General features: G+C 41.4%; 19 protein-coding genes and 1 pseudogene. 9 read left to right on the forward strand and 11 right to left on the reverse strand.

Translation table 11 applies throughout. The features are described from left to right. Window positions 1–221 precede the first annotated feature (221 nt). The 4 genes from F7734_RS46295 to F7734_RS46310 form a co-directional block, all read right to left on the reverse strand. Entirely contained in the window at window positions 222–1,481 is a 1,260-nt protein-coding gene (locus tag F7734_RS46295) for a mannosyltransferase family protein (protein WP_207714370.1), read from the reverse strand. Beyond that, window positions 1,478–2,872, reverse strand: a complete 1,395-nt coding sequence (locus F7734_RS46300) for a DUF2079 domain-containing protein (RefSeq protein WP_155751075.1) — start codon at window positions 2,870–2,872, stop codon at window positions 1,478–1,480. The genes F7734_RS46295 and F7734_RS46300 overlap by 4 nt, the downstream gene beginning before the upstream one ends. Window positions 2,873–2,908: 36 nt before the next feature. After that, window positions 2,909–3,889 (reverse strand): glycosyltransferase, encoded by a 981-nt coding sequence (locus F7734_RS46305; protein ID WP_166482572.1) that lies wholly within the window; start codon window positions 3,887–3,889, stop codon window positions 2,909–2,911. Window positions 3,890–4,088: 199 nt separating this feature from the next. Beyond that, window positions 4,089–4,829 carry a class I SAM-dependent methyltransferase gene (locus F7734_RS46310; protein ID WP_155751076.1) on the reverse strand — a complete coding sequence of 247 codons (741 nt, stop codon included), beginning with the start codon at window positions 4,827–4,829 and terminating at the stop codon, window positions 4,089–4,091. Between the two features lie 270 nt (window positions 4,830–5,099). Between F7734_RS46310 and F7734_RS46315 the strand changes: the two genes are divergently transcribed. Beyond that, on the forward strand, window positions 5,100–6,296 hold the full coding sequence (locus F7734_RS46315) for a 1-deoxy-D-xylulose-5-phosphate reductoisomerase (protein ID WP_166482575.1): 1,197 nt from the start codon (window positions 5,100–5,102) through the stop codon (window positions 6,294–6,296). Window positions 6,297–7,005: 709 nt separating this feature from the next. Continuing rightward, a complete protein-coding gene (locus F7734_RS46320; RefSeq protein ID WP_155751077.1) occupies window positions 7,006–7,206 on the forward strand; it encodes a hypothetical protein in 201 nt (66 codons plus the stop codon). A 135-nt stretch (window positions 7,207–7,341) separates the two neighbouring features. On the opposite strand, the gene F7734_RS46325 is transcribed toward F7734_RS46320, so the two are convergent. From F7734_RS46325 to F7734_RS46350, 6 genes are all read right to left on the reverse strand, one after another. Beyond that, window positions 7,342–7,839 (reverse strand): thioesterase family protein, encoded by a 498-nt coding sequence (locus F7734_RS46325; RefSeq protein WP_155751078.1) that lies wholly within the window; start codon window positions 7,837–7,839, stop codon window positions 7,342–7,344. A 733-nt stretch (window positions 7,840–8,572) separates the two neighbouring features. Further along, window positions 8,573–8,914 (reverse strand): DUF1815 family protein, encoded by a 342-nt coding sequence (locus F7734_RS46330; RefSeq protein ID WP_166482573.1) that lies wholly within the window; start codon window positions 8,912–8,914, stop codon window positions 8,573–8,575. A 1,030-nt stretch (window positions 8,915–9,944) separates the two neighbouring features. Continuing rightward, a complete protein-coding gene (locus F7734_RS46335; RefSeq protein WP_155751079.1) occupies window positions 9,945–10,160 on the reverse strand; it encodes a DUF2839 domain-containing protein in 216 nt (71 codons plus the stop codon). Between the two features lie 319 nt (window positions 10,161–10,479). Then, the gene (locus F7734_RS46340; RefSeq protein WP_155751080.1) at window positions 10,480–11,544 is read right to left on the reverse strand and encodes a WD40 repeat domain-containing protein; all 1,065 of its coding nucleotides are present in this window, start codon (window positions 11,542–11,544) and stop codon (window positions 10,480–10,482) included. 22 nt (window positions 11,545–11,566) lie between these two features. After that, window positions 11,567–13,528, reverse strand: coding sequence for a serine/threonine-protein kinase (locus F7734_RS46345; RefSeq protein WP_155751081.1), 1,962 nt, complete (start codon window positions 13,526–13,528; stop codon window positions 11,567–11,569). A 230-nt stretch (window positions 13,529–13,758) separates the two neighbouring features. Next, on the reverse strand, window positions 13,759–15,309 hold the full coding sequence (locus F7734_RS46350; RefSeq protein ID WP_166482574.1) for an ATP-dependent DNA helicase: 1,551 nt from the start codon (window positions 15,307–15,309) through the stop codon (window positions 13,759–13,761). Between the two features lie 158 nt (window positions 15,310–15,467). Between F7734_RS46350 and F7734_RS46355 the strand changes: the two are divergent. Continuing rightward, window positions 15,468–16,386 (forward strand): annotated as a pseudogene (locus tag F7734_RS46355) (M48 family metallopeptidase). 253 nt (window positions 16,387–16,639) lie between these two features. On the opposite strand, the gene F7734_RS46360 reads toward F7734_RS46355, so the two are convergent. Beyond that, window positions 16,640–16,879 (reverse strand): DUF2283 domain-containing protein, encoded by a 240-nt coding sequence (locus F7734_RS46360; RefSeq protein WP_155751082.1) that lies wholly within the window; start codon window positions 16,877–16,879, stop codon window positions 16,640–16,642. Between the two features lie 236 nt (window positions 16,880–17,115). Between F7734_RS46360 and lysS the strand changes: the two genes are divergently transcribed. From lysS to F7734_RS46390, 6 genes are all read left to right on the forward strand, one after another. Further along, complete coding sequence (lysS, locus tag F7734_RS46365; protein WP_155751083.1) at window positions 17,116–18,639, forward strand: lysine--tRNA ligase; 1,524 nt, start codon at window positions 17,116–17,118, stop codon at window positions 18,637–18,639. Between the two features lie 330 nt (window positions 18,640–18,969). Further along, window positions 18,970–19,404 (forward strand): helix-turn-helix transcriptional regulator, encoded by a 435-nt coding sequence (locus F7734_RS46370; RefSeq protein ID WP_155751084.1) that lies wholly within the window; start codon window positions 18,970–18,972, stop codon window positions 19,402–19,404. Window positions 19,405–19,512: 108 nt separating this feature from the next. Further along, on the forward strand, window positions 19,513–20,208 hold the full coding sequence (locus tag F7734_RS46375; RefSeq protein ID WP_155751085.1) for a hypothetical protein: 696 nt from the start codon (window positions 19,513–19,515) through the stop codon (window positions 20,206–20,208). 62 nt (window positions 20,209–20,270) lie between these two features. Continuing rightward, complete coding sequence (locus F7734_RS46380) at window positions 20,271–20,771, forward strand: hypothetical protein (protein ID WP_155751086.1); 501 nt, start codon at window positions 20,271–20,273, stop codon at window positions 20,769–20,771. Between the two features lie 206 nt (window positions 20,772–20,977). Beyond that, entirely contained in the window at window positions 20,978–21,673 is a 696-nt protein-coding gene (locus F7734_RS46385; protein WP_155751087.1) for a hypothetical protein, read from the forward strand. 58 nt (window positions 21,674–21,731) lie between these two features. Continuing rightward, on the forward strand, window positions 21,732–22,619 hold the full coding sequence (locus F7734_RS46390; RefSeq protein ID WP_347566398.1) for a hypothetical protein: 888 nt from the start codon (window positions 21,732–21,734) through the stop codon (window positions 22,617–22,619). Window positions 22,620–22,668: the final 49 nt, after the last annotated feature.

Here is a 22,668-nt window from a genome sequence, read left to right on the forward strand (position 1 = left end):
ACATATATGTTTTCAGTATAAATACTGAATTAACTATAAGTTTCATAAATTGTGTATTTTCTCCATATTTGTGGTGGTGTCCTTGAAGAATTTTATTATCTAACAACAGCGTGAAATTCTATACTAATAATTAAAGCTTATTTAAAGCTTGGAGATTGTATTTAAAATTTCTATGAAGTCAACAGAAATTGTGCTCTAAAAGCATTGTTTGTGTTGTGCTCTTATGCCACCCACAACTCCTGGGCAAACCGTACAGCAAGGCTAGCAAGTGGAATGGAAAGCAACGATAGAACAATGTATCCCCAACGAGGATGATGGCTAAGCAGTATACCAAGTGCTACTGACAGCGATACAATGCCGTAAGCTAGACGGTTTAGGGAAATTGTACTTCCAGAAGCCAGTAGCATACCGATCGCACATAATCCATAAACCAGTGCGATCGCGCTGAGTTCAGTGCGTAAGAGCCAAAATAGATATATTCCTCCAATAATCATCACAACGTTAGTCAAGGGATCGCCGGCTAACAGCCAAAGTAGTAGCCCCAAGAAAGCAAAGCCGTATCTTACCTTGTTAGCAACTAATTGTTTGCGGAAACGCCATAATAAGTATCCGATGATGGTAATCATCAAAAATAACAATGGATGCCAAGGGTCTTTTATATAGCCGTACTTCCAATTCATTGAACCAACAGTAATTTGCATAAACATCTTTAACCAATGCACCCAGTCCAATCCCCATGAAGGACGCCATGCTTTTTGTGCGTGGAGAAATGCCAAAGGATCGTTGTATTTCATTTGACAGTAGAGGCTGAACAAAAATAAACCGCCACCACTGGCTAGACTGGCAATAAAAACTTTGATTCCCCTGCGTTCGAGTACCGCCACCAGCAAAAATGATATCCACAGTGCAATTCCAGTGGGACGCGTTGCTGTGGCTAGAGAACCCCAAAGCACAGTCCAACCGTATTCTTTGTTATCAAAAGCCCGTAAAGCTGCTGTGCTCAGGAAAAGATATAAACCTTCAGTGTAAATAACTGTACCGAACAAAGACAGGGGAAACCATGCCAAAACAGCAGTTGTCCACCTTGCTGCATTAACCCCATGACGCTCGTTTATCCAAGCGTACAAGACTATAAGTGCTCCTAAAAATGCTAGATTATTCACCAACACGCCTGCTATTTGGAAAGGCAAGCCAACAGTCATTATTGCCCGAATAGCTAAAGGAAATAATGGAAAAAAAGCAACACTTGCAGATGGCTCTCCATTTTGAGGAGCAGTGTAACCATGAGTTGCGATCGCCGCATAGTGTCCGCTATCCCAGGCATAAAAAACATCCCAGCTAAATGTGGCTGTCATACCCCCAGGTGGAGATGGAAACAAAGGGGCAATTAACAGCATGAACACAGCAATAAATATCCGGCTCGTTAGCCACATTGTTATTGCAAAAAAAAATCCTTGGCTAAAGGTATTTTTGATTTTCATTGTATTTTTTTAGAAAATAAATAAACATCATCGCGCTCGAAATTTAATTTAAATTTTGGAGCGCTTTTGAGTTGATTAACCAAGTTAGAAGCAAACTGTTGATTGCTAGCCCAACCAGGGTGTCTAACATTAAGCAACACGTATTGAAACTGAGCTAAATCCTTTGGTGGTGAATCAGCATTTGTTAACTGAATAAATTGTCGGTGTGACAAATGTGGAGAAATTGAAGCTGTCGTGTAAACATTTTCTTTTGATTGAACTTGAGCAACCGCTTCTCGTGTGGCTTGCCAATTATCCACAGATTCTAAATATTTGCCGCCAAAGTGGGTAAATTTAGCTAAACTTAAAAATGTTATTACAGACCATATAATAATTGCTTTTTGGTTCCGCAGCCATCCTCGATTTGCAGCAAGGCTGGCAATAATAGCTAACAACAAAAATGGGAGTGCTGGTAGAGAATATTGATGGACTAAATCTTTTTGTGGTTGATAATCAGCTATTAGGTTGAGGGCGACACATGGAACGGCTCCTATTAAAGGTTTAAGACTTTGCCAAGACAGTCCCCAAGCAATCGGTACTAAGAGCAAAATTAAATATCCTAAGTTCTCTAAAGAGAAAACTTTTCCCAACACAACTCCTGGTTTCAACACCAAATTTTGAGCAATTTCTACAACTGAGTTCCCCAAATAACTGTAACGCCCAACTGCGGCTGCTTCCCTACCACTAAAAAAAGGAATCACAATTTGAGAACTGATGAAAAACCAGGCAATACCAGTACTAATAGCAAAAGCACCACAGAAACGCCGCTTCTCAATTAGCAGTAGCCAAACACCCATAGCTGCTACTGTAAGTGATAGGACGGCTTTGCATCCTAAAATAAAGACAATGCCGAAACAAAACCACCCAATCTTACCCTGTTTTGCCCACCATACTGCTGCTAATATCAAGGGAAGAGCCATGACTTCTGGGTGGAAATCAAATAAATTGATATTGTAAACGAGTGGGTACAGTAAATACACAGCTACCATTGCTATCGATTGCCGCTCTGTTAATTTAGCTTCTTGTGCCAAATACCAAGTCGGCAAAGCACCAATCGCTAAAGCTATTGCCTGTACAGCAAATAACCAGTAAACGCTGGGATAAATTTTGTATAGCAAAGCCAAGGGATAGAAAACAAAAGCAGCGTGATCCCCAAGAATGTGATAACCCATGAAAGAAGAAATGGGCGGTTGACCTTGACTAATCAAGTAAACTGCCTGGTCAAAAATTCCTAAATCAAAAGCAGTTGATTGAAAGAGGATGTGTCGTAAACTGCTAGACCCAAAGAGAACAACAGCACTAACACCAATCATCCAAACAACTGTACCGGGAATTATTACTTTTGTTTTCATGTTAGTGGTTGATGGTTAGCGGTTGGTGGTTGATGGTTAGTGTTTATTACTCACTGTTTGTGCTTTAAGTACCGACGATTGAGAAACCCCCCCTGTTTCTTTTAAGGTATAAATAGGACGCCCTTTCACTTCTTCATAGATACGACCAATGTACTCTCCAAGAATACCAATACAGAATAATTGGACAGATCCGATAAAGAAGAGCGCAATGGTAATCAAGGTAAAACCCATTAATGGAGTCGCCCGATCGAATAAGCGCCAGTAAAGCACGAGGAATATCATAAGTACGGCAGCACCTGCTGACAATAAACCCAAGTAGGTTGCTAACCGCAGGGGAACTCTTGACAAAGAAATAATTCCGTTCAGTGCTAACGCCCAAGATTTACCAAAGGTATACTTGACTTTTCCTGCATAACGAGGCTCTCTTTCAAAGTAAACAGCGGTTTGGCGAAACCCTACCCAAGCTCTTAAACCGCGAATGTAGCGGTTGCGTTCTGGCATAGTGTTCAGGACATCGACAACTTGCCTATCCATCAAGCAAAAATCCCCCGTATCCGGTGGTATGTCTACATCAGACAACCGTTGGAGAATGCGATAAAAAGCAAAAGCAGTAAAGCGTTTTAGCCAACTTTCTTGTTTGCGAGATATCCGTTGGGCATACACGACTTGGTAACCTTGTCGCCATTTTTCAATCATGGACAAAATCAGTTCGGGTGGATCTTGTAAATCGGCATCCATGACGATCGCAATCCTACCCTGAACGAAGTTCAAACCTGCTGTGACTGCGATTTGATGACCAAAATTTCTCGCTAAGCTCAAGTATCGTATCCGACTATCGCTTATGTGGAGATCGCGTATCAGAAACAGCGAGCGATCGCGACTCCCATCATCTACTAATATCACCTCTGTTTCCCCGTCTAATTGCTTCATCACGTGACACAGGCGACGGTACATCTCAGCAATATTTTCTTCTTCGTTATATATCGGTATAACTATGGAGTATATTGGGTGAATCACAGCTATAGCGGTTCTCTCTGTAAGAATAGGGGTTAGGGGGTAGGGGTTAGGGGGTAGGGGTTAGGGAATAGGACAAATGCTTATTAAATAACTAAGCATCATACAGGGCATATTGCAAGCAAAATCACTAGAGTAAACCATGAAAGCAAGTGCATAAGTCTGAGACAGTCCCTAGCCCCTAACCCCTAATCTCTAACCCCTAGTCTGTTTTCTGTGCTAAAAGCACAATAGATACACCAAACGGTAAGCTAAACCGACTCAGTAAATAGCGTTCGCTTGCAAACAAAAGACTCAAAAACCGATTCACAGGTTTCGATGGCAAAGCTATGTCACTGCTAGCAACAGAATTGCTTTCCAAGCGGAACAACTTCCGCAAGCCACGAACAAGAGCAACAATAGGGAATAAAAAAGTATTGAAGTAGCTGGCATAATGTACTGTAAAACCAGCTTTTCTGAGGAGTTGATTCAAAGCCCTTAACACGTAACGACGTTTGTGATGGTTAATTTCATCATGCTGGCTCCATAAAAATTGGTAGGCAGGAACTGTCACTAACAACCAACCACCTAGCTTAAGCCTCGAACGCAATGCTAATAAAGCTGCTTTATCATCATCTATATGTTCCAAGACATCAAGTATAACAATAAGATCGTATTTCTCTGTAAAAGGAATATTATTTGGCAAACTTCCCAACTGAACCTGGGTGACTTGACGCTCGTTGGCGATTGCACACGCAACTTCATCTAACTCCATTGCTGACACTTGACCGTGTCGAGCCAGCATACTCAAGTTACCACCCGTACCGCACCCAGCTTCTAAAATTTTGGGATTTTTTGGCAAAGTGAGTTTGCGAATCATCAGATCGACGATCGCACGGCGACCAACAAACCACCAATGCTTTTCTTCAACAGAGGCATACTGAAGATAAAAATTTTTGTCCATAAATATAAATTGTCATTGGTCATTTGTCATTAATCATTTGTTATGAGTAAGGATTTTAGTGATATTTACATTTTGTAACATAGTTCTGTGTATTTCCGTTTAGCCACTTATTCAAATTAGAACACAGAGGCTCCGCCTCTTGGAAGGTATTTCCATACTCTGCACGGGAACGAGAAACGCGATAAATGACACGCTTACCAATGACAAATGACACGCTTACCAATGACAAATAACTATATAGTATTGTTGTTTGTCGATCCCGAAATAATTGTGAAAGCAATAACACTTCTTGGTTCCACTGGCTCGATTGGTACCCAAACTCTAGACATAGTAGCTCAGTCAAGCGATCGCTTTCGGATTGTTGGACTTGCTGCTGGGAATAACGTAGAGCTATTAGCTTCTCAAATCCGGCAATTTCGACCCAGCATAGTAGCCCTATGTGCAGTAGAGAAATTACCAGCACTGAAAGAAGCAATCAAAGATATCGATCCCCAACCCATTTTACTTGCAGGGGAGGCTGGAGTTATTGAGGTTGCCAGATATGGTGAAGCCCAAACAGTCGTTACGGGTATTGTTGGTTGTGCGGGTTTGTTACCGACGATAGCAGCAATTGAAGCTGGCAAAGATATTGCCTTGGCAAATAAAGAAACACTGATTGCTGGTGGTCCTGTCGTTTTACCCCTGATTGAAAAACATGGTGTAAAATTGCTACCTGCTGATTCAGAGCATTCGGCTATTTTTCAGTGTTTGCAAGGGGTTCCCAAAGATGGTTTGAAGAAAATTTTACTGACTGCTTCTGGCGGTGCTTTCCGTGATTGGGAAGTGGAAAAGTTAGCAGAGGTAACGGTTGCTGATGCTCTTAAGCATCCCAATTGGACAATGGGGCGGAAAATCACTGTAGACTCTGCCACTTTAATGAATAAAGGGTTGGAAGTTATTGAAGCGCACTTCCTCTTCGGCTTGGATTACAAAGACATCGAAATTGTAATTCATCCCCAAAGTATCATTCACTCATTGATCGAACTGCAAGATACTTCTGTCTTAGCTCAATTGGGTTGGCCCGATATGCGCTTACCCATACTTTATGCTTTGTCCTGGCCCGATCGCATTTACACGAATTGGGAACGCTTGGATTTAGTGAAAGTTGGCAGTTTAACCTTCAAAGAACCCGATCACCAGAAGTACCCTTGTATGAAGTTAGCATACGCTGTAGGTCGTGCTGGTGGTTCAATGCCAGCTGTCTTAAATGCGGCAAATGAGCAAGCGGTAGCTTTATTTCTAGAAGAAAAAATCCGATTTCTAGATATTCCTTGGTGTATTGAATGGGTTTGCGAGCGCCACTCAAAAGATAACCGTTCAAATCCCTCTTTAGATGACATTATGGCTGCAGACCGGTGGGCAAGACAGGAAGTTTTAACAGCAACAGAAAACTTGAAATCTCGTTCTCAGATTATTTCTGCACGATAACTTTATCAAATTAAATAAATTAAATGTCAAAAGTAAAAGCATTTTTGCTCTTTACTTTTGACTTTTGAAGACTGACTTTAATTAGCTTCTACCTGAAGATACAGTACCTGAGGTTGTGCTTCTCAATGATACCCATTTGAAAAAAGAATGCGATACACGAATTCGGTATTTTACTTAAGGCTTTACGCCCCTTCGCTTTCTGAATCCAAAAGAAAGGCAATACCCCTATAAAGCAACCAACAATAACAATATGTATTCTGTTAGAAACTTTTATATTTGGTACTGAATAATACTGTTTTACAGCCACTTATCAGAGTGTGGCATCCTGAAAAATACTGAATTTTGGTATGACGATTATAGAAAATACTATCCCCAAACTATCATAACTTCTATAGCATCCATTTAAGCAAGTCAATAAAAGTTACCATTTTTTTTTGAAAAAAGTATCTACAACTTACTCAATTTTTGATTTTTTTGTTGTATATTAAGCAGAGAACAATTACAAAACTCAAAATAAGCCCATAACGCGCTACGGCGCAACGCCTTGCAAACTTCTGTAGGGACGCAAGGCGTTGTGCCCCTACGAACCACTAACAATCTTCATAAAGAATATGAGAGTGTTACATTTGTAATTGTTACGAAAGTCCGGCTTTTCTTTGTCAATTTACACATTTGTTCATCAGGGTTATCAAAAAGGAGTAGTGTGTCTATGATTGCTACACTGCTTGTAGCTTGGATTGTCTTTACAATCTTAGTTAAAGCTATGAAAACAACGGCGAATACTGCATTTATTGTTGCTGTCAGCATTGTTTTATTAGAAGCGGGTTTTGGTATTAGTCCTCCAGATATCTGGAACTCTGTCATGAATTTGCCCAAATCCACACAATCAGTAACCAGTGGTGACCAGTGACCAGCGCTCGCCTGACCAGTGACCAGTAATCAGCTGTATTCACCACTATATTGTTATGAAAAAGAAAGAAATTACATTCAAGCATGGGGGCTAATTCTTCACTGGTCACTAGTTATTGGTTACTGGTCAGGTGATTCACTTTATTGATGCAGAAAGGCGTGCTAAAACGTCCTGGACGGCAACTGGTAATTGACGCAAGGCTTTACCTCTTTCACGATCCACTGCCACTAAAGTCACTTTTGCAGTTACGTATAATTCTTGCCTATCTGGTGATTCAATTGCATAATCCCAGTTAATGCGAACTCCTGTGACTTCAGCCATGCGCGTTCTAACAACTGCTGGCATACCTAATTGAATAGAACGGTGATAGCGTACTGACAACTCTACAACGGGTAAATCACAGCCCAAGACTACAAGTTCTGCGTAATCAACGCCAATTGCTCGCAAGCACTCTACACGTGCTTCTTCCATCCAAGCTATGTAAGTACCGTGCCAAACAATACCTGCGTAGTCAGTATGGTGCGGTTGAACTCTCACTGGATATTCAAACCAGTTTTCCGACTCTTGATTTGATAATTTGTCAAGAGCACTTGTGGGAGGAAGTTGTGGCTGATTTAGCGTTTCTTCTGACATTTTCAAAACTTAAGAGACTGCCTCATTTGACATAACATAAAATTTGTACAACTTGTGCAAAGATTCTTTGAAGAAATAGGGCAGATAGCAGAGAATTGAAGTTTTGATCGTATTTCTCTTCATTTATATGAACCATAGTATCGCTATAGGGGCGCAGTGTCTTGCGCCCTTAGAGTACGATCTGGTAACTGGAAAATTGCTGTAAGCCGTGATATAGATCGATCCCCAAGTCACAGTAAAATAGTTGAAACGAAAAGGGATCGAACGTTCATAACAAGTTTGGCTTCAAAAGGCACTGCAGAGATTACTGCAAGAGCTGACTAATTGAGTAGGTACACCTAAAGAAAAATCGGTAGATTAATGTCTGATAATATACCTTATGCTTTCTGACTTTTGCAAGCAGTCTGGGAATTTGAGGAAATGGAGAGGAAACTTTTGATTGTAGTTGCTAAATGCAAAAACAATTGCTAAATCTTCTACTGTTTCAGTACGAGCTGCTAACAGTAGCTGGACCCAATTGTTAATGAGTGCATATTGCACTCTCATTGATTATCCAAACAAATTTCACAATAGCAAGTAAAAACGACACGAGCGCCAAACCTTTGAGAGGTAGCCTCATTTTGATGGCTAAGAGCTAATCGCTAATGACTAATAGTCAACAATCGAGCGCTGACCGTTTTTCAGGGAAAGCAATTAGCAATCAGCAATGAGCTTTTTAGCAATTTTCAATTTATTAACGCTTAGCTAGAGTTTTAGTTGCAACAGGTTGTTGCACGGGATGCTTGACAATATTGGCAAGTTCCTGTAACTGGTTTACTGCTTCTGCGCCTTCTAGTTTCATCAATTCGCGATCGTCCCGCATCTCAGTCCAAGTGATCCCGTAGTCGGAAACCAAAAATCGGATGAGGTGATTTTCTCCTAAGCTGACCATAAACGAAGCACTGTTCATTTGGTCGCCACAAGTATAGCAGGATGCTGGATATCCCCGCCTCTCTAGCACGATTGCTAAAGCTTGCAGGTTCATCACTAAGTCCTGGACAAATTGCCGATGTTGTTGTGCTAATCTGAGAAACACGTCTTTCCTCCTAACACCACTATCATTTGGGTCTTTTTTATATTTTCTTTAGATTCTCTCTCCAACTGGTATTGTAAGCTATCCATTACAATTTATAGGTGTAAACAGAATCCTTAATCACTACCTAGATTAGGTTAATCTATATATTTTTGGACTGTCGTATCAAAATATTCAGTTTGCTAGTCCATAATTTCGGACAGAACGGCAAAAATTTATATTGTTTTTATACAGTTCTGTTAGAGTAGACCGAAAGCACGAGTAATTCGCTATTAGATTAACTTAAATTTGGTACAAGTCAACTGAAGAAAATACCGATCTTTCCTCTCGTTCGGCTACATTACACTAGAAATGCTACCCCTGATGCTACAAATGCACCTTTACACCCTTGAAACTGTAAGAGATGGCAAGCTGACTTGGCAGTTATCTTACAGCAATTAGTATGACACAATATTTCAATTATCTGCTTCACTGTCTTGAAAATAGGGAGTAGGGAGTAGAAAGTAGGGAGTAGGCAGTAGGGAGTGCGGATATTCCTGTTTCATAGCAAGATTTGTGGGATTTTCCCGTGAATGCTTCTAGTCTAAATATGAGGCATAGATGGTTGCTTTTATGCAAGGTGGGTATTACCTACCAACTGCAAATACAGCGGACACTGCCCACCTTACTCACGCAGCAAATTGGTTCAGATATACTACTACTTTGCGTTGCTTGATTTCAAGGGAGCTGTGTATTTCTAAAAGCTAGAGTTGAAGTAAGTAATCTTTTCCCTACGCAGGCTACTGCAAAACACAAGGGTAACTATTTATACAAATTTGTCCTCTTCTACAATCTTAAGTGAAAAACCCTAATCGTTTGACTTAACAATGAAGATACCTAAAAACTGAAAAACTATGTTGCCATTTCGGCAGAAATTTTATACTGGGTTAGTGGTTGGTAGTTAGTGGTTAGTGGTTAGTGGTTAGTATAAAAAACCACCTACCACTAACTACCACCAACCAACAACCAACAACTAACAACTAACAACTAACCATTACCCAACAATTTGCCACCAGCCAAAAGCCGGACCGATAAAACGAACAGTCAACCAAGCAGTAACCAACCCGCCAATGCCAAACCAGGTTAGGCGATTTGCCCATGTAAGAAGAAATTCTGCTTGAGATTTGGTAACGGGTACCCAAGGTAGGATACGGGCTTCTTGACCGTATTTCTCTCCTATTAATTCTTTACGACGCTTTGCTTCACCCATAATGTTAAAAAGGAATCAATGCTATGGGGGTAAACTAAATCTGTGTAAAGCTTAAAATACCCAGAAATGTCTTTAATTACTGTTTTTGACAATTTGGTACAGGTTTTAGCCCGGTTGTTGAGTGTGATACTCTCCCAAACTGAAACTTAAACAAACCCTCTACCCCTGAGGTTTCATTAATCAAGACTTTCGTTATATTACCACGAGAAAGTAGTTTTGCCAAGATTTACTGAGATTTAAAGCTTACTGTTCAACCGCTGATGATAGAGCTTGGTTGGAGCCATGGGGAGAAAAAGTGATGAACTTTAGCAGTTCTTATTCAAAGAGAAAAGACTTTGGCAGTTTTATCTCCACTACCACTGGCAAAACCTTGTCCATTTGGATAAAAAACAACAGACGTGACAACATCGGAATATGGTGTAAATGTACGAATTTGTTCTCCCGTACTTCCATTCCAAAGTTTGACGGTTTTGTCCTCGCTACCACTGATTAAGGTTTTTCCGTCTCGGTTAAAGGCAACAGAGTTAATCAAACTGGTGTGCCCTGCAAGAGTTCGATTGAGTTCTCCAGTACTGACATTCCACAATTTGATTGTTTTGTCGTTGCTACCAGTTGCTAGAGTTTGCCCATCGGGGCTAAAGGCAAGCGATCGCACTGAATCTTGATGTCCGCGTATAGTGCGAATGAGTATACCTTTGCTTGGGTTCCAAAGCTTAATGGTTTTGTCTTTGCTAGCGCTAGCAATTGTTTGACCGTCAGGGCTAATAGCAACAGCAAACACTCCTTCGCTATGACCTTTAAGAGTATGGAGGGATTGACCAGTTTGCACATTCCATACTTTAATTGTGTTATCCCAACTGCTACTAACCAGTGTTTGTCCATCGGGGCTAAAAACAACAGACCTGACGTTTTTAGGATGCTCTGCTAAAGTCCGAATGAGTTTTCCTGATGATACCTCCCAAAGTTTGATAGTTGCGTCCTTCCCACTACTAGCTAACATTTGTCCGTTAGGGCTGAAAACAACTGACAAAACTCCTTTAGCATGACCTTCTAAAGTTTTCAGCTGTTTCCCGGTTTGCAAATCCCAAAGTTTAACAGTTTTGTCCTCACTAGCAGTCGCAAGTAAAGGCACGCTACCCTTTGACAGGGCATCAGGACTCACCGCAACTGACCAAACCCGGTCGGTATGACCTGTAAAGGTTTGTACAAGCTGAATCTTCTGCCAATTTATGGCTTTTGCTTCAATGAGAGAATTATGAGTTTGCCACTGATACACCCCAAATGCGGCACCAGAAAGCGCTACTACAGCCGCAATACTTCCAATAAGCAGTTTCGAGCGTTTGCGAACAGGAGCTTGGTTTTGAGTTGTTTTGTTATCTAGCATGGGAGACCTCTAACTTTTTACGTTATTTCCATATCCTCATAGTTCGATCGCGACTACCACTTACTAGAATGTGCCCCCAAGAACTCATCGTCATAGATAATACCCAGTCAGAGTGTCCGGAAAGCGTTTGATACAAATTTCCCGTTTGTAAGTCCCAAATCTTAACGGTTTTATCAACACTTGCACTAGCTAGTGTTTCGCCATCAAAGCCAAAAGCGACGGCAACCACGCGATCGCTATGTCCTGAGATTGAGCGGAGTAACTTGCCTGTTGTGATATTCCAAACCTTTATTGTGTTGTCCCAACTGCCACTGGCAAACTTTTGACCATCTGGGCTAATGGTTACAGATCTGACAGCATCAGTATGATCTTCAAGCGTGCGAATTAATTTTCCGGTTTGGAGATTCCAGATTTTAATAGTTTTATCTTGACTCCCACTGACAAGAGTTAAACCGTCAGGTGTTAAAGCTAGAGAAAAAACAGCGCTTGTGTGTCCGTTTAGAGTTCTTAAGAGTTCTCCAGTGCGGACATTCCAAATTTTAATAGTGTTATCTTCACTTCCACTGACAAGGGTTTGACCATCACGGCTGAGAGTCACCGACCAAACGGGCTGAGAGTGACCCCTGAGAGTATTAAGCAATTGCCCAGTCCGCGTCTGCCAAATTTTGATAGTATTGTCCCCACTCCCACTTGCCAGTGTTTGTCCATCTGCACTGAGACTGACTGCCCTCACATTCTCAGAATGAGATTTTAGCGTGTGTAAGAGTGTTCCCGTGTTGACTTGCCAAATTTTAATGGTTTTGTCCTCGCTACCACTTGCGAGAGTTTGTCCATCGGCACTTAAGGCAACTGACCAAACAAAACTCTCATGGGCAGCTACCACTCTTGCCAAAGTATATCCTTCTTCTTTGCTGCTTGGTTTGGGTTGTTGGCTGACGGTCGTATTGCCTTCTTTCGGTACTGGGGAGTTGGGTACTAGGAAAAAGTAAAGCCCTCCTGCTGTAGCGATCGCAAGAGTCATAACTCCTAGCCCTATGGGTAGCCATTTCGTTAAAAATTGCTGCTGTGGTGGCGAATTACTTACCGTTACAGTTAAATCCGTAGAATTACTGAAAATTGGCGATCTTGATTCAATCGCAAAAGTTCGACTGGGTTGGTCAATTTTTTGTAACTCTTGTAAGACATCATCTACTGTTTGATAGCGTTGGCGGCGATCGGACTCCACCATTTTTTCAAGAATATCAGTCAGTTCTTGACTAATTGAGGTACTATCGCGCCAATCTTTTATACTTGCATACGGACTATTAGGATCGATAAGAGTTTTTACTTCTTGAGCAGATAATCCACTTGCTGCTTGTATGCCAATGACCCCCACGGCGTAAATATCGCTGTTAAGTTGAGGGTAACCGTAAACCTGTTCTGGGGGCATATAAGCTGGAGTACCTACTGCCATTGTTAAATTTGGTACACCTTGCTCGTCTAGGGGAGGGATTTGTTTAACTGTACCAAAGTCAATTAAAACTAATTTATCGTCTGTTTGTCTCCTAATTAAGTTAGAAGGTTTCACATCGCGGTGAATAACTCCATAACTGTGAACAAATTGTAAGATTTCTAAAATACCAGTTAATAAATTGGTAACCCGTTTTGAGTCCCAGGGCTGTCCCAGAATTAGCTCTTGAGAGAGAGTGTGTCCGGCAATATACTCTTGAACGAGATAAAATTCCTTGTTTTCTTCAAAATACGCGAGTAATTGTGGAATTTGGTCGTGTAAACCCAATCTTTCCAAAATTTCAGCTTCGTTTTTAAACCAAAGCTGAATCTTTGGCATTAATTCTGGGTTTTGTTTTGTTGGTCGTAATTGCTTGACGACACAAACAGGATGACCGGGACGGTGGGCGTCGTGAGCAAGATAAGTTTGCCCAAATCCTCCTTGTGCTAGAACTTGAATAATTTGATAGCGACCACCCAAAAGTTGACCGTTCATAAGCTTGAAAGCAACGAATTTAAAGACTTGGCGTGAAGATTGTTAGTGGTTAGTGGTTAGTGGTTAGTGGTTAGTGATTAACGATCTCGCTGGTCATTGGTCACTGGTCACCGGTCACTGGTCACTAGTTAGTGGTGTGAAACTGAATTTACAAGCATTTTACCTACTAACTACTGTACAGGTGTAATGCCTTGCACCCCTACTAACAACTAACAACTAACCACTAACAACTAACACGCAGAGTCTTCTTCTTGCGTGGGGGAGAACAAGCTGGGGTCGAGATAATTTATTCGTGCCAAGGGGCTGAGGGCAGCCAAAACCTGAGCGCCGTAACTTCTGAGAATGACACGAGTATCTAGCAGAGCAACAACGCCTTTGCTTTCGCGCACGGGGGCAATAGCCCGTTGCAATTCATTCAACGCGGTTGGTAACAAGTACAAACGGAACCAATCCTGATGCGATCGCTTGTAGTATGACACTCTTCCTGACACTAAGGGATGTTCTAGGGATGGCAGGGGCAAAGTCGAGACAATCAGGAGTTGGGGGGCTGGCAAAACTTTTTGGTGTTCGCGCCAAAATTCCCAGCCCGTCACCAAAATACCTTTCTCATCCAAACAAGTTTTTTCTACCTGCACTCGCGATCCAAACTCAGCCGCCAGAATAGCACCCACTTGAGCTTTTAGCGGTACATCCCCCACAATCACAACTGTCAAACCGGGGGCTGTAGCGCTAAGACAAACCAATGTTCGCACTTTGTGAATAAATGCTGCCTGAAATTCTGGCGTGTTAGGGAGGGGGAACTGGTAAGGTACGTACAATTGGATGGCTTCTGTTTGGCTATCCGACGAAAACTTCAGACAAGTCAACTCACCCAAACCCAATCGGGCGCGGAATAAAGGTGCTTCCGTTTCTGGTTCTAAGGCAGTCCCAACCAGTACAACAGGTTGGCGTTGCCAAATTGTCTCCAGTCTCTCGCTTAATTGAAGGGCGCAGTTGTAAAGAAAACAAACCCGACCGCGACAATAGTTGCCCAAGGAGGAGGGGAGGAGGGGAAGGGGGAGGAAAGAGTTTCGTGACGTTCTTTGAATTTGCCAAAGTTTGCCAAGCTTGTGGTCTTTGCTATCTAATGCTCCATACAATCGGCTCAAAACTTCTTCTTCAGCTAAAGTCAGAAGATAACACTCGTAAGGATTGGCTGGATGTTGAAATAGTTCGTGGGTCAGTTGTACTCGGGAAGCACGAATTGTTTCGGCTTGGCTTGGGTAAGCAAGCATGAGTTCATCCCAGTCATGTGCTTCTAAACTGACTGCCATTTGTTGACGCGCCCAATCTTCTAAATCGTCTACCCCATCAATAATTGTGGGAATACCAGCAGGAAAACTCTTATCTGATGTCAGTTGCCCTTTTAACCAAGCCTCAGGCGAAATTAGGAGTAGCCCTTGGAAGTCGTGACTGGGCCAAGTGTCCCCCGTTCTGATTGGCTTGTTGACTTGAAACCACTGCTGCAATCGGGGTATTTCCACCCGCAACAAGCGTTGCTGTACGGATTGAGTGGCAACAATAATCACCGAACCGGGCCACATCAAAGCCGAGGCAACAAAACTCGTGCGATATCGCCCTTGATAGCCACTCACTGCTCCCACTTGAATGAGAGCACTCCGTCCAAGACGCAAGGCGCGTGCTACCAACCGTGCCATCGTCAAATGATGAGGCCACGAAGGAAACCCCGCCTGCGATCGCAGGAAGTTATGTAGTGATAAATGAACTTCTGCCTCAATCACTCGCTTTCAATCCCCTACAAATTCATTTTTTACTTGTAATGGCCCCATAAAAATCCATTATGTTGTTAATCGTTAGTAGATAGTGGTTAGTGGTTAGTAGCTTGCTATATTAGCAACTAACAACTAACCACTAACAACTAACCAATAACCCTTAAGTTATGCCAACTTATACAGGAATCTCTAGTGAAGCCTTTAAACATCCCCTAGACTGCCAAGCCGAGGAAGCCCTACGTAGTTTACCGGGGTTTGATTTTATTGCCCGGAAATTCGTGGAATTTTTTGTTGAGCGCCCTCAGTTAGTTTATCTAATGGGTAACACCATCCAAGTTGGGCCTCGTCAATATTCCACTATTTACCATATGTTTCACCGAATGCGTGCGGGATTTGGATATTTATCCAGAACCAACACGGTTTGCCCTTACAAAATCCAAGCGCGAATAGCTATGCGCTGGGGCAAGAGTATCCTTATATAGTTATCAATACAGGGATCTTAGACTTGCTAAGCGAAGCCGAAATCAGGGCGGTGTTAGCCCATGAACTGGGGCATATTAAATGTGGTCATACTATTTTAATTCAAATGGCGATTTGGGCAATGAATGCTGCATCTGTCATTGGAGAATTAACTTTATGCATAAGTAATTTGTTGAGTCAAGGGTTGATTTACTCCTTTTGTAAATGGCGGCGCAAAGCGGATCTGTCAGCCGATCGGGCTGCTTTGTTAGTCATGGATGACTTGAACCCAGTATTGACTTCAATGATGAAAGTTTCTGGGGGCAGTCTTAAATATGCTAACGAATGCAGCTTACAAGAGTTTATTCGTCAGTCAGAAGATTATCAAGCACTTGACGCAGATGGATTAAATCAAATTTACAAATTTTTGATTTATAATGGTAGCAAAGGTGTGTTTTTAAGTCATCCTTTCGCCGTCGAACGCGTGCATTATTTGCGAACGTGGGCGGAATCAGAGGAATATCGCAAATTAAGAGGGGGAACTATCTACGTTTACTGCACCAGAGGCAGATGAACGTAGAAGCACAAACAGCTCAACAAAGAGAGGCGGACATTTTGCGTCGGTAAGTTGAAGAATTGCAAAGAGAAATTGACAAAATGCAAAAGTCTGATTCTGGCAATGAGCAAGGTTAACTCCTAACTTGTAGGTAGAGCTATGTCGGCTATGCCGCACAAAACTCCTAACTTGTAGGTAGGTATGGCTATGCCGCACATTCTATGTTGTGGGTTAATGCCCACTCTACTGTTAAGAGAATGCGAGGCAGAGCCTCGCTGTATGCATTCCCAGGCAGAGCCTGGGAACGAGAACGGTGCAAATGGATTATGCGGTTGCTGAAAAGTGGAAATCTGCTATCAGTGGCAGTTCGACAAGAGGATGCTGCGATAATCTTTGAGAGAAAGATAGAATTTCTAAATTCTCAATCTCACCAGTCTTTGGGTTAAGACGAGCACGTACACCATAGTCGATTTCGGCTGGTTCCTGTTCTGGGTAAGGAGGGCGCTTGTTAATGTACAGGATGTCATCAGAACTATCGTATTCAAATCGTAATTTCCCTTGCATAGAGTGTCTCAAGTGTTAATTTTTAGGTGAAGACAGCGTTCGCAAGCAACAAGAGTGCTTTTGTTTCCCGTAGTGGCGAGTCGCGCAACTGTCTATCACTTAACAAACACTAAACCTTTACATTCCATCGGCGCAGTTAATCAACAACTGTTTTTTCTGTGAAGCGAGTTTGCCGTTCGTTCTTTTTATAATGAACATAATTATAATTAAATCTTGCCCTAATTAGTTCGTTAATCATGTCGGAAGAAGATATTCGTGCCACGCGATTAGAGAAAGTAGAACAACTGAGACAGCTAGGCATGAATCCCTATGCCTATCATGGGGAAATGACTCATCATGCGGCTGAACTACAGGAAAAATTTACCGATCTGCCTAGCGGTGAAGAAGTTGATGTTGAAGTTGCTGTAGCTGGACGCATTATGGCGCGTCGTGTTTTCGGGAAACTAGCTTTCTTCACCTTGCAAGATGAAACCGGCACAATTCAGCTTTACTTGGAGAAAAAGCGCATTGAGGAAGGCATGGCAGACGTTGCTAGTGCTTTCGAGAATTTGAAGCAACTTACAGATGTCGGCGATATTTTGGGAGCCAAGGGAACAATCAAACGGACTGAAAAGGGCGAGTTATCTGTATACGTAAAGAAATATACTATTCTTACTAAATCCCTTCTCCCCTTACCTGACAAATGGCATGGGTTGACGGATGTTGCCAAACGTTACCGTCAACGTTATGTTGATTTGATTGTTAACCCTGAAGTTCGGCAAACATTCCGCCGTCGCGCCCTGATTACTGCGGGTATTCGTAGATACTTAGAACAGCGTGATTTTATTGAAATTGAAACTCCGGTTTTGCAAGCAGAAGCAGGTGGTGCAGATGCACGTCCGTTCATCACTTACCACAACACTTTAGAGATAGAGTTGTACCTGCGAATTGCTACAGAACTCCATCTCAAGCGTTTGATTGTAGGTGGTTTTGAAAAGGTGTTTGAACTGGGGCGGATTTTTCGCAATGAAGGAATTTCTACCCGCCACAACCCTGAATTTACCACGATTGAAATTTACCAAGCTTATGCCGATTACAACGACATGATGGCATTAACGGAGGATATTATTACCACCGTTGCTAAAGAAGTTCTCGGTACGCTCGAAATTAGCTACCAAGGTACACCAGTGGATTTGACTCCACCCTGGCGGCGTGCCACCATGGATGACTTGGTGAAGGAATACACAGGATTGGATTTTAACTCGTTCCAGACTTTGGAAGAAGCAAAAGAAGCAAGTAAAAATGCTGGTCTTGAAGGTATAGAAGATTGCTCCTCAATTGGTAAGCTTCTAAATGAAGCCTTTGAGCAAAAGGTGGAGGAAAACTTAATTCAGCCTACTTTTGTGATTGATTATCCCGTGGAAATCTCGCCACTGGCAAAACCCCATCGTTCCAAGCCCGGTATTGTAGAACGTTTTGAATTATTCATCGTCGGGCGGGAAACTGCCAACAGTTTCTCCGAGTTGACTGACCCCATCGACCAAAGAAAGCGTTTGGAAGCCCAAGCTGAACGCAAAGCTGCTGGCGATTTGGAAGCGCATGGAGTTGATGAAGATTTCTTAACGGCACTGGAATACGGTATGCCTCCTACTGGTGGTTTGGGTATTGGAATTGACCGCTTGGTGATGGTGTTAACAGACTGTGCTAGCATTCGCGATGCGATCGCATTCCCATTGCTAAAACCAGAGAAATCTCAGGAATCTGAGGAACCGAATACTTAACGATGGGCGCTCAATCTCTAGGAATCCTATTTAATTTTTGCGCTATCCGTAAGTAGAGTTACTCCCTTCCCAATACTGCGTAGGTTTTGCTAAAAAAATAAAAATGTGTAGGTTGGGTTGAGGAACGAAACCCAACATTTACAGACATTTGTTGGGTTTCCTACAAAAATTCGAGATCCCTTGCATTATTGGTACAACTCCTGAAAAAATTGAATTATCAGTGATGACAAATAAACTGAGGATGTAGATGGAGATTGGTGGGAAACATGGGGAGAAGGGCAAAGAACCAGCACGGACGAGACTGCGGGAATTGCAGCAGAGTGAAACATTATGAGCAAGTATAATTTTCAAGCCTGGTTGAAGCAACAAGTGAGCGACGATCCAGAAGTTATTCTAGCGGGAAAACTAGAATACTTGCGGGTGTACCTAACAAACGTAATGCGCGATTTAAGAACAAAAGCAGGGCTGACTCAAACACAAGTTGCTGAAAGATTAGGTGTACAGCCAGCTGCTGTGTCTAAGTTGGAGTCGGCGCTTAAAAACCATGACTTGGAATCAGTGCTGCACTACTTGCATATTTTGGAGGCAGATTTGCTTGTAGCTGTAAAGCGGGGAGAAGATTTGTATCAGATAAGCAACAAAGAGGAAGTGTTGCTCATAGACGTGCCAGTGTCAATTGCACAAAAAGCTGAAGATTTGGGAATGAGCGTGCGTCAATATGTATATGCAGCTGTTAAGAACTACTCGCCAAAAGAGAAAATGTAAAAGGGAGCGTTACATTTGACAATCAGTACCCGACAAACCTGTATATTTTATAAGTACGATTTACATTACGGGATATAGAATATAACATGGTTTGAGGTAGAACATCTGTTGCAAGCAAAAGAGATAAAAGATAGACTAAAAGTACTCCAGAAAGAAGCGTCTTCCATCGATTCTAACTTAGCAAAAAGATTAGATGAGGTAAATCGTTGGGTTAAAGATGTCAAGCTGGGGTCGCTGACATCTAAAAAGTTTGTCATGTTCTTTCTTCAACAAATGATCGGGGATGCTCAAATTTGGTTAGACATCAAAGCGCAAACCTCAGAGGAAGAACGACAATTATATTATCAGCAAATGACTGCTGTTGAGAGATATTGGTACAGTGATTTATTTCCCAAATGGCTGGAACAGAATGATTCAAAGTTCTTAATCTGGAAACAAAAATTGATGGCTGGCGAATTTAGTCAATCGGATACCATGCTTTTGCAATCTATAGCGACTGAAGTCGTCCGGCGTGAAGGAACTTTTTGGCAGTGCTATATTGCAGATTTGTCAATGGCAACTGATATAATTGTAAGTAACAAGCAGCAAAACCCACTTTGCAGCCAAATCACCAGTCTCTCTGAAGAATTCTCTCAAGAAAAGTACGATGATTGGAAAAATACCCTACAACATTGGGGTATAGAGAGAGGGCTTTTCTTAAGTTACAACCCCAATACAATTGATGGTATAAATCAGATAGTCAATGTAGTGCTATATAACAGCGATCGTCTTGGAGCAAGCGTTTATTTGAAGTTCAATTTATAGTTACAAGTCTGTTACATTTACTTTTTTTAAAAACAATTATTTTTACTTAAAATTTAGTCATTATGGTGAAAGAAACATCTCCTGAAAGTCAAGCGAGATTCACAACATTTCTGAAACATTTAGAAGAAGCCAGACAATTACAGCTTGACTGGATGACTTATGGTATTGACTGTGTAGACTTGTACGTTGAGGATGTGGATGGAGATTGGTTGGAAACTTGGGGAGAAGATGAAGACGAACAGATGCAGCGCCAGAAACTTATGGCGGCTATAATTGGGTTTCTGGAAAGTAATGATTGGGTCGCTGTGAGGATACGCAAGCAATTCAAGGATGAATCTAAGTCTATAGCAGATATTGCGATTGAGTTAGAGAAATGTTTGAGTATTGTGGAACCTCATGAAAGAGTTTTGGCTGTTAAGAAAGTTCTAGCTGATGGTATCACAGCTACAGATAATGACTTTCTCACTAGCGCTGAGTATAAAGAGATCGAGTTACTGGATTTGGCTGAGGAATTGCAGGAAAAATTAGCAGAAAATTTCAGGTGGGGGTATGGTTCAAATTAAGGAAATAGCTAATGGTTAATAGCTACTCCTTTTCCGCTCTAAAATTCCCGATTTTTGTAGGTAGGGCTAAAGCCGAACGCACCATTATAGTCAATAAAACGTGAAAGGGCGTGTTATATTTTACTAACACACCCTTAATTTTATGGTTTTTCATAAACCGTCAATTTAAAATCTAAAATTTTACATAGTTTGAGGGAAAGTATCAGTTGCAAGCAAAAGAGATCAAAGATAAACTAAGGTCGTTGATCAAAGAAGCATCTTCAATTGACCCCTACTTAGCGACAAGATTGGATGAAATAAATCGTTGGATAAAAGACACAAAACCTGGTTCGTTAACTGCTAAAAAATTTGTCATATTGTTTTTGATACAGATAATTAGAGATGCAGATGTTTTGCTTAAAGTTAAATCTCTACCTTCTGAACAAGAGCAACAATTAGCCTTCAATGAACTTTCCCCAACTTTGAAATATTGGTATAGCCACCTATTACCTAAATGGCTAAGTAAAAACGATCCTAAATTTAATATTTGGCGACAAAAGCTGATGGCAGGAGAGTTCAATCAAGAAGACGCTAATTTAATTGATGTTATTGGCAATAGTGTGAAACTTCGTGGAGGTACTTTTGTGCAACGCTACGTTGCAGATCTGTCAATGGCAACTGATATTATTGTTAACGGTAAGGAGGAAAAGCCTTTATGTATTCAACTGACTAGCCTTTCTAATAAATTCTTTGAAGAGAAATTTAATGAATGGGAAAGTACGTTGCTGTTTTGGCAAATAGAGAGAGGATTTTTCTTAAGTTACGATCCCAGGAAAAAGGATTTTGTAAATGAAATAGTGAATTTAGCTATGGATAATAGCGAGCGTCTCAAAATAGGTATTTATTTAAAATTTAATTTATAGTTTCAGTCACGTATCATTCACTTTATTTTTACAGAAAAATTTATTGACAAATTGAATTATGAGTAACGAAAAATTAACTGACCATCAGCAGAAAGTAGCAGAAATTTTGCAAGCTGTCGAAGCAGCGCAACAACTACAGGATGACATCTTAAAGTACGGGCTTGATGCTGCACCCTTATATATTGAGGATGTAGATGGGGATTGGTGGGAAACATGGGGAGAAGACGAGGAGGAGCAACCAACTTTTGTAGAATCGGCAAAAGAGATAAAAAATAGACTAAAAGCACTCCAGAAAGAAGCATCTTCCATCGATTCTAACTTAGCAAAAAGATTAGATGAGGTGAATTGTTGGGTTAAGGATGTAAAGCTGGGGTCGCTGACGTCTAAGAAATTTGTCATGTTCTTTCTTCAACAAATGATCGGGGATGCTCAAATTTGGTTAGACATCAAAGCGCAAACCTCAGAGGAAGAACGACAATTATATTATCAGCAAATGACTGCTGTTGAGAGATATTGGTACAGTGATTTATTTCCCAAATGGCTGGAACAGAATGATTCAAAGTTCTTAATCTGGAAACAAAAATTGATGGCTGGCGAATTTAGTCAATCGGATACCATGCTTTTGCAATCTATAGCGACTGAAGTCGTCCGGCGTGAAGGAACTTTTTGGCAGTGCTATATTGCAGATTTGTCAATGGCAACTGATATAATTGTAAGTAACAAGCAGCAAAACCCACTTTGCAGCCAAATCACCAGTCTCTCTGAAGAATTCTCTCAAGAAAAGTACGATGATTGGAAAAATACCCTACAACATTGGGGTATAGAGAGAGGGCTTTTCTTAAGTTACAACCCCAATACAATTGATGGTATAAATCAGATAGTCAATGTAGTGCTATATAACAGCGATCGTCTTGGAGCAAGCGTTTATTTGAAGTTCAATTTATAGTTACAAGTCCGTTACGTTTACTTTTTTTAAAAACAATTATTTTTAACTA

Source organism: Scytonema sp. UIC 10036 (assembly GCF_009725235.1).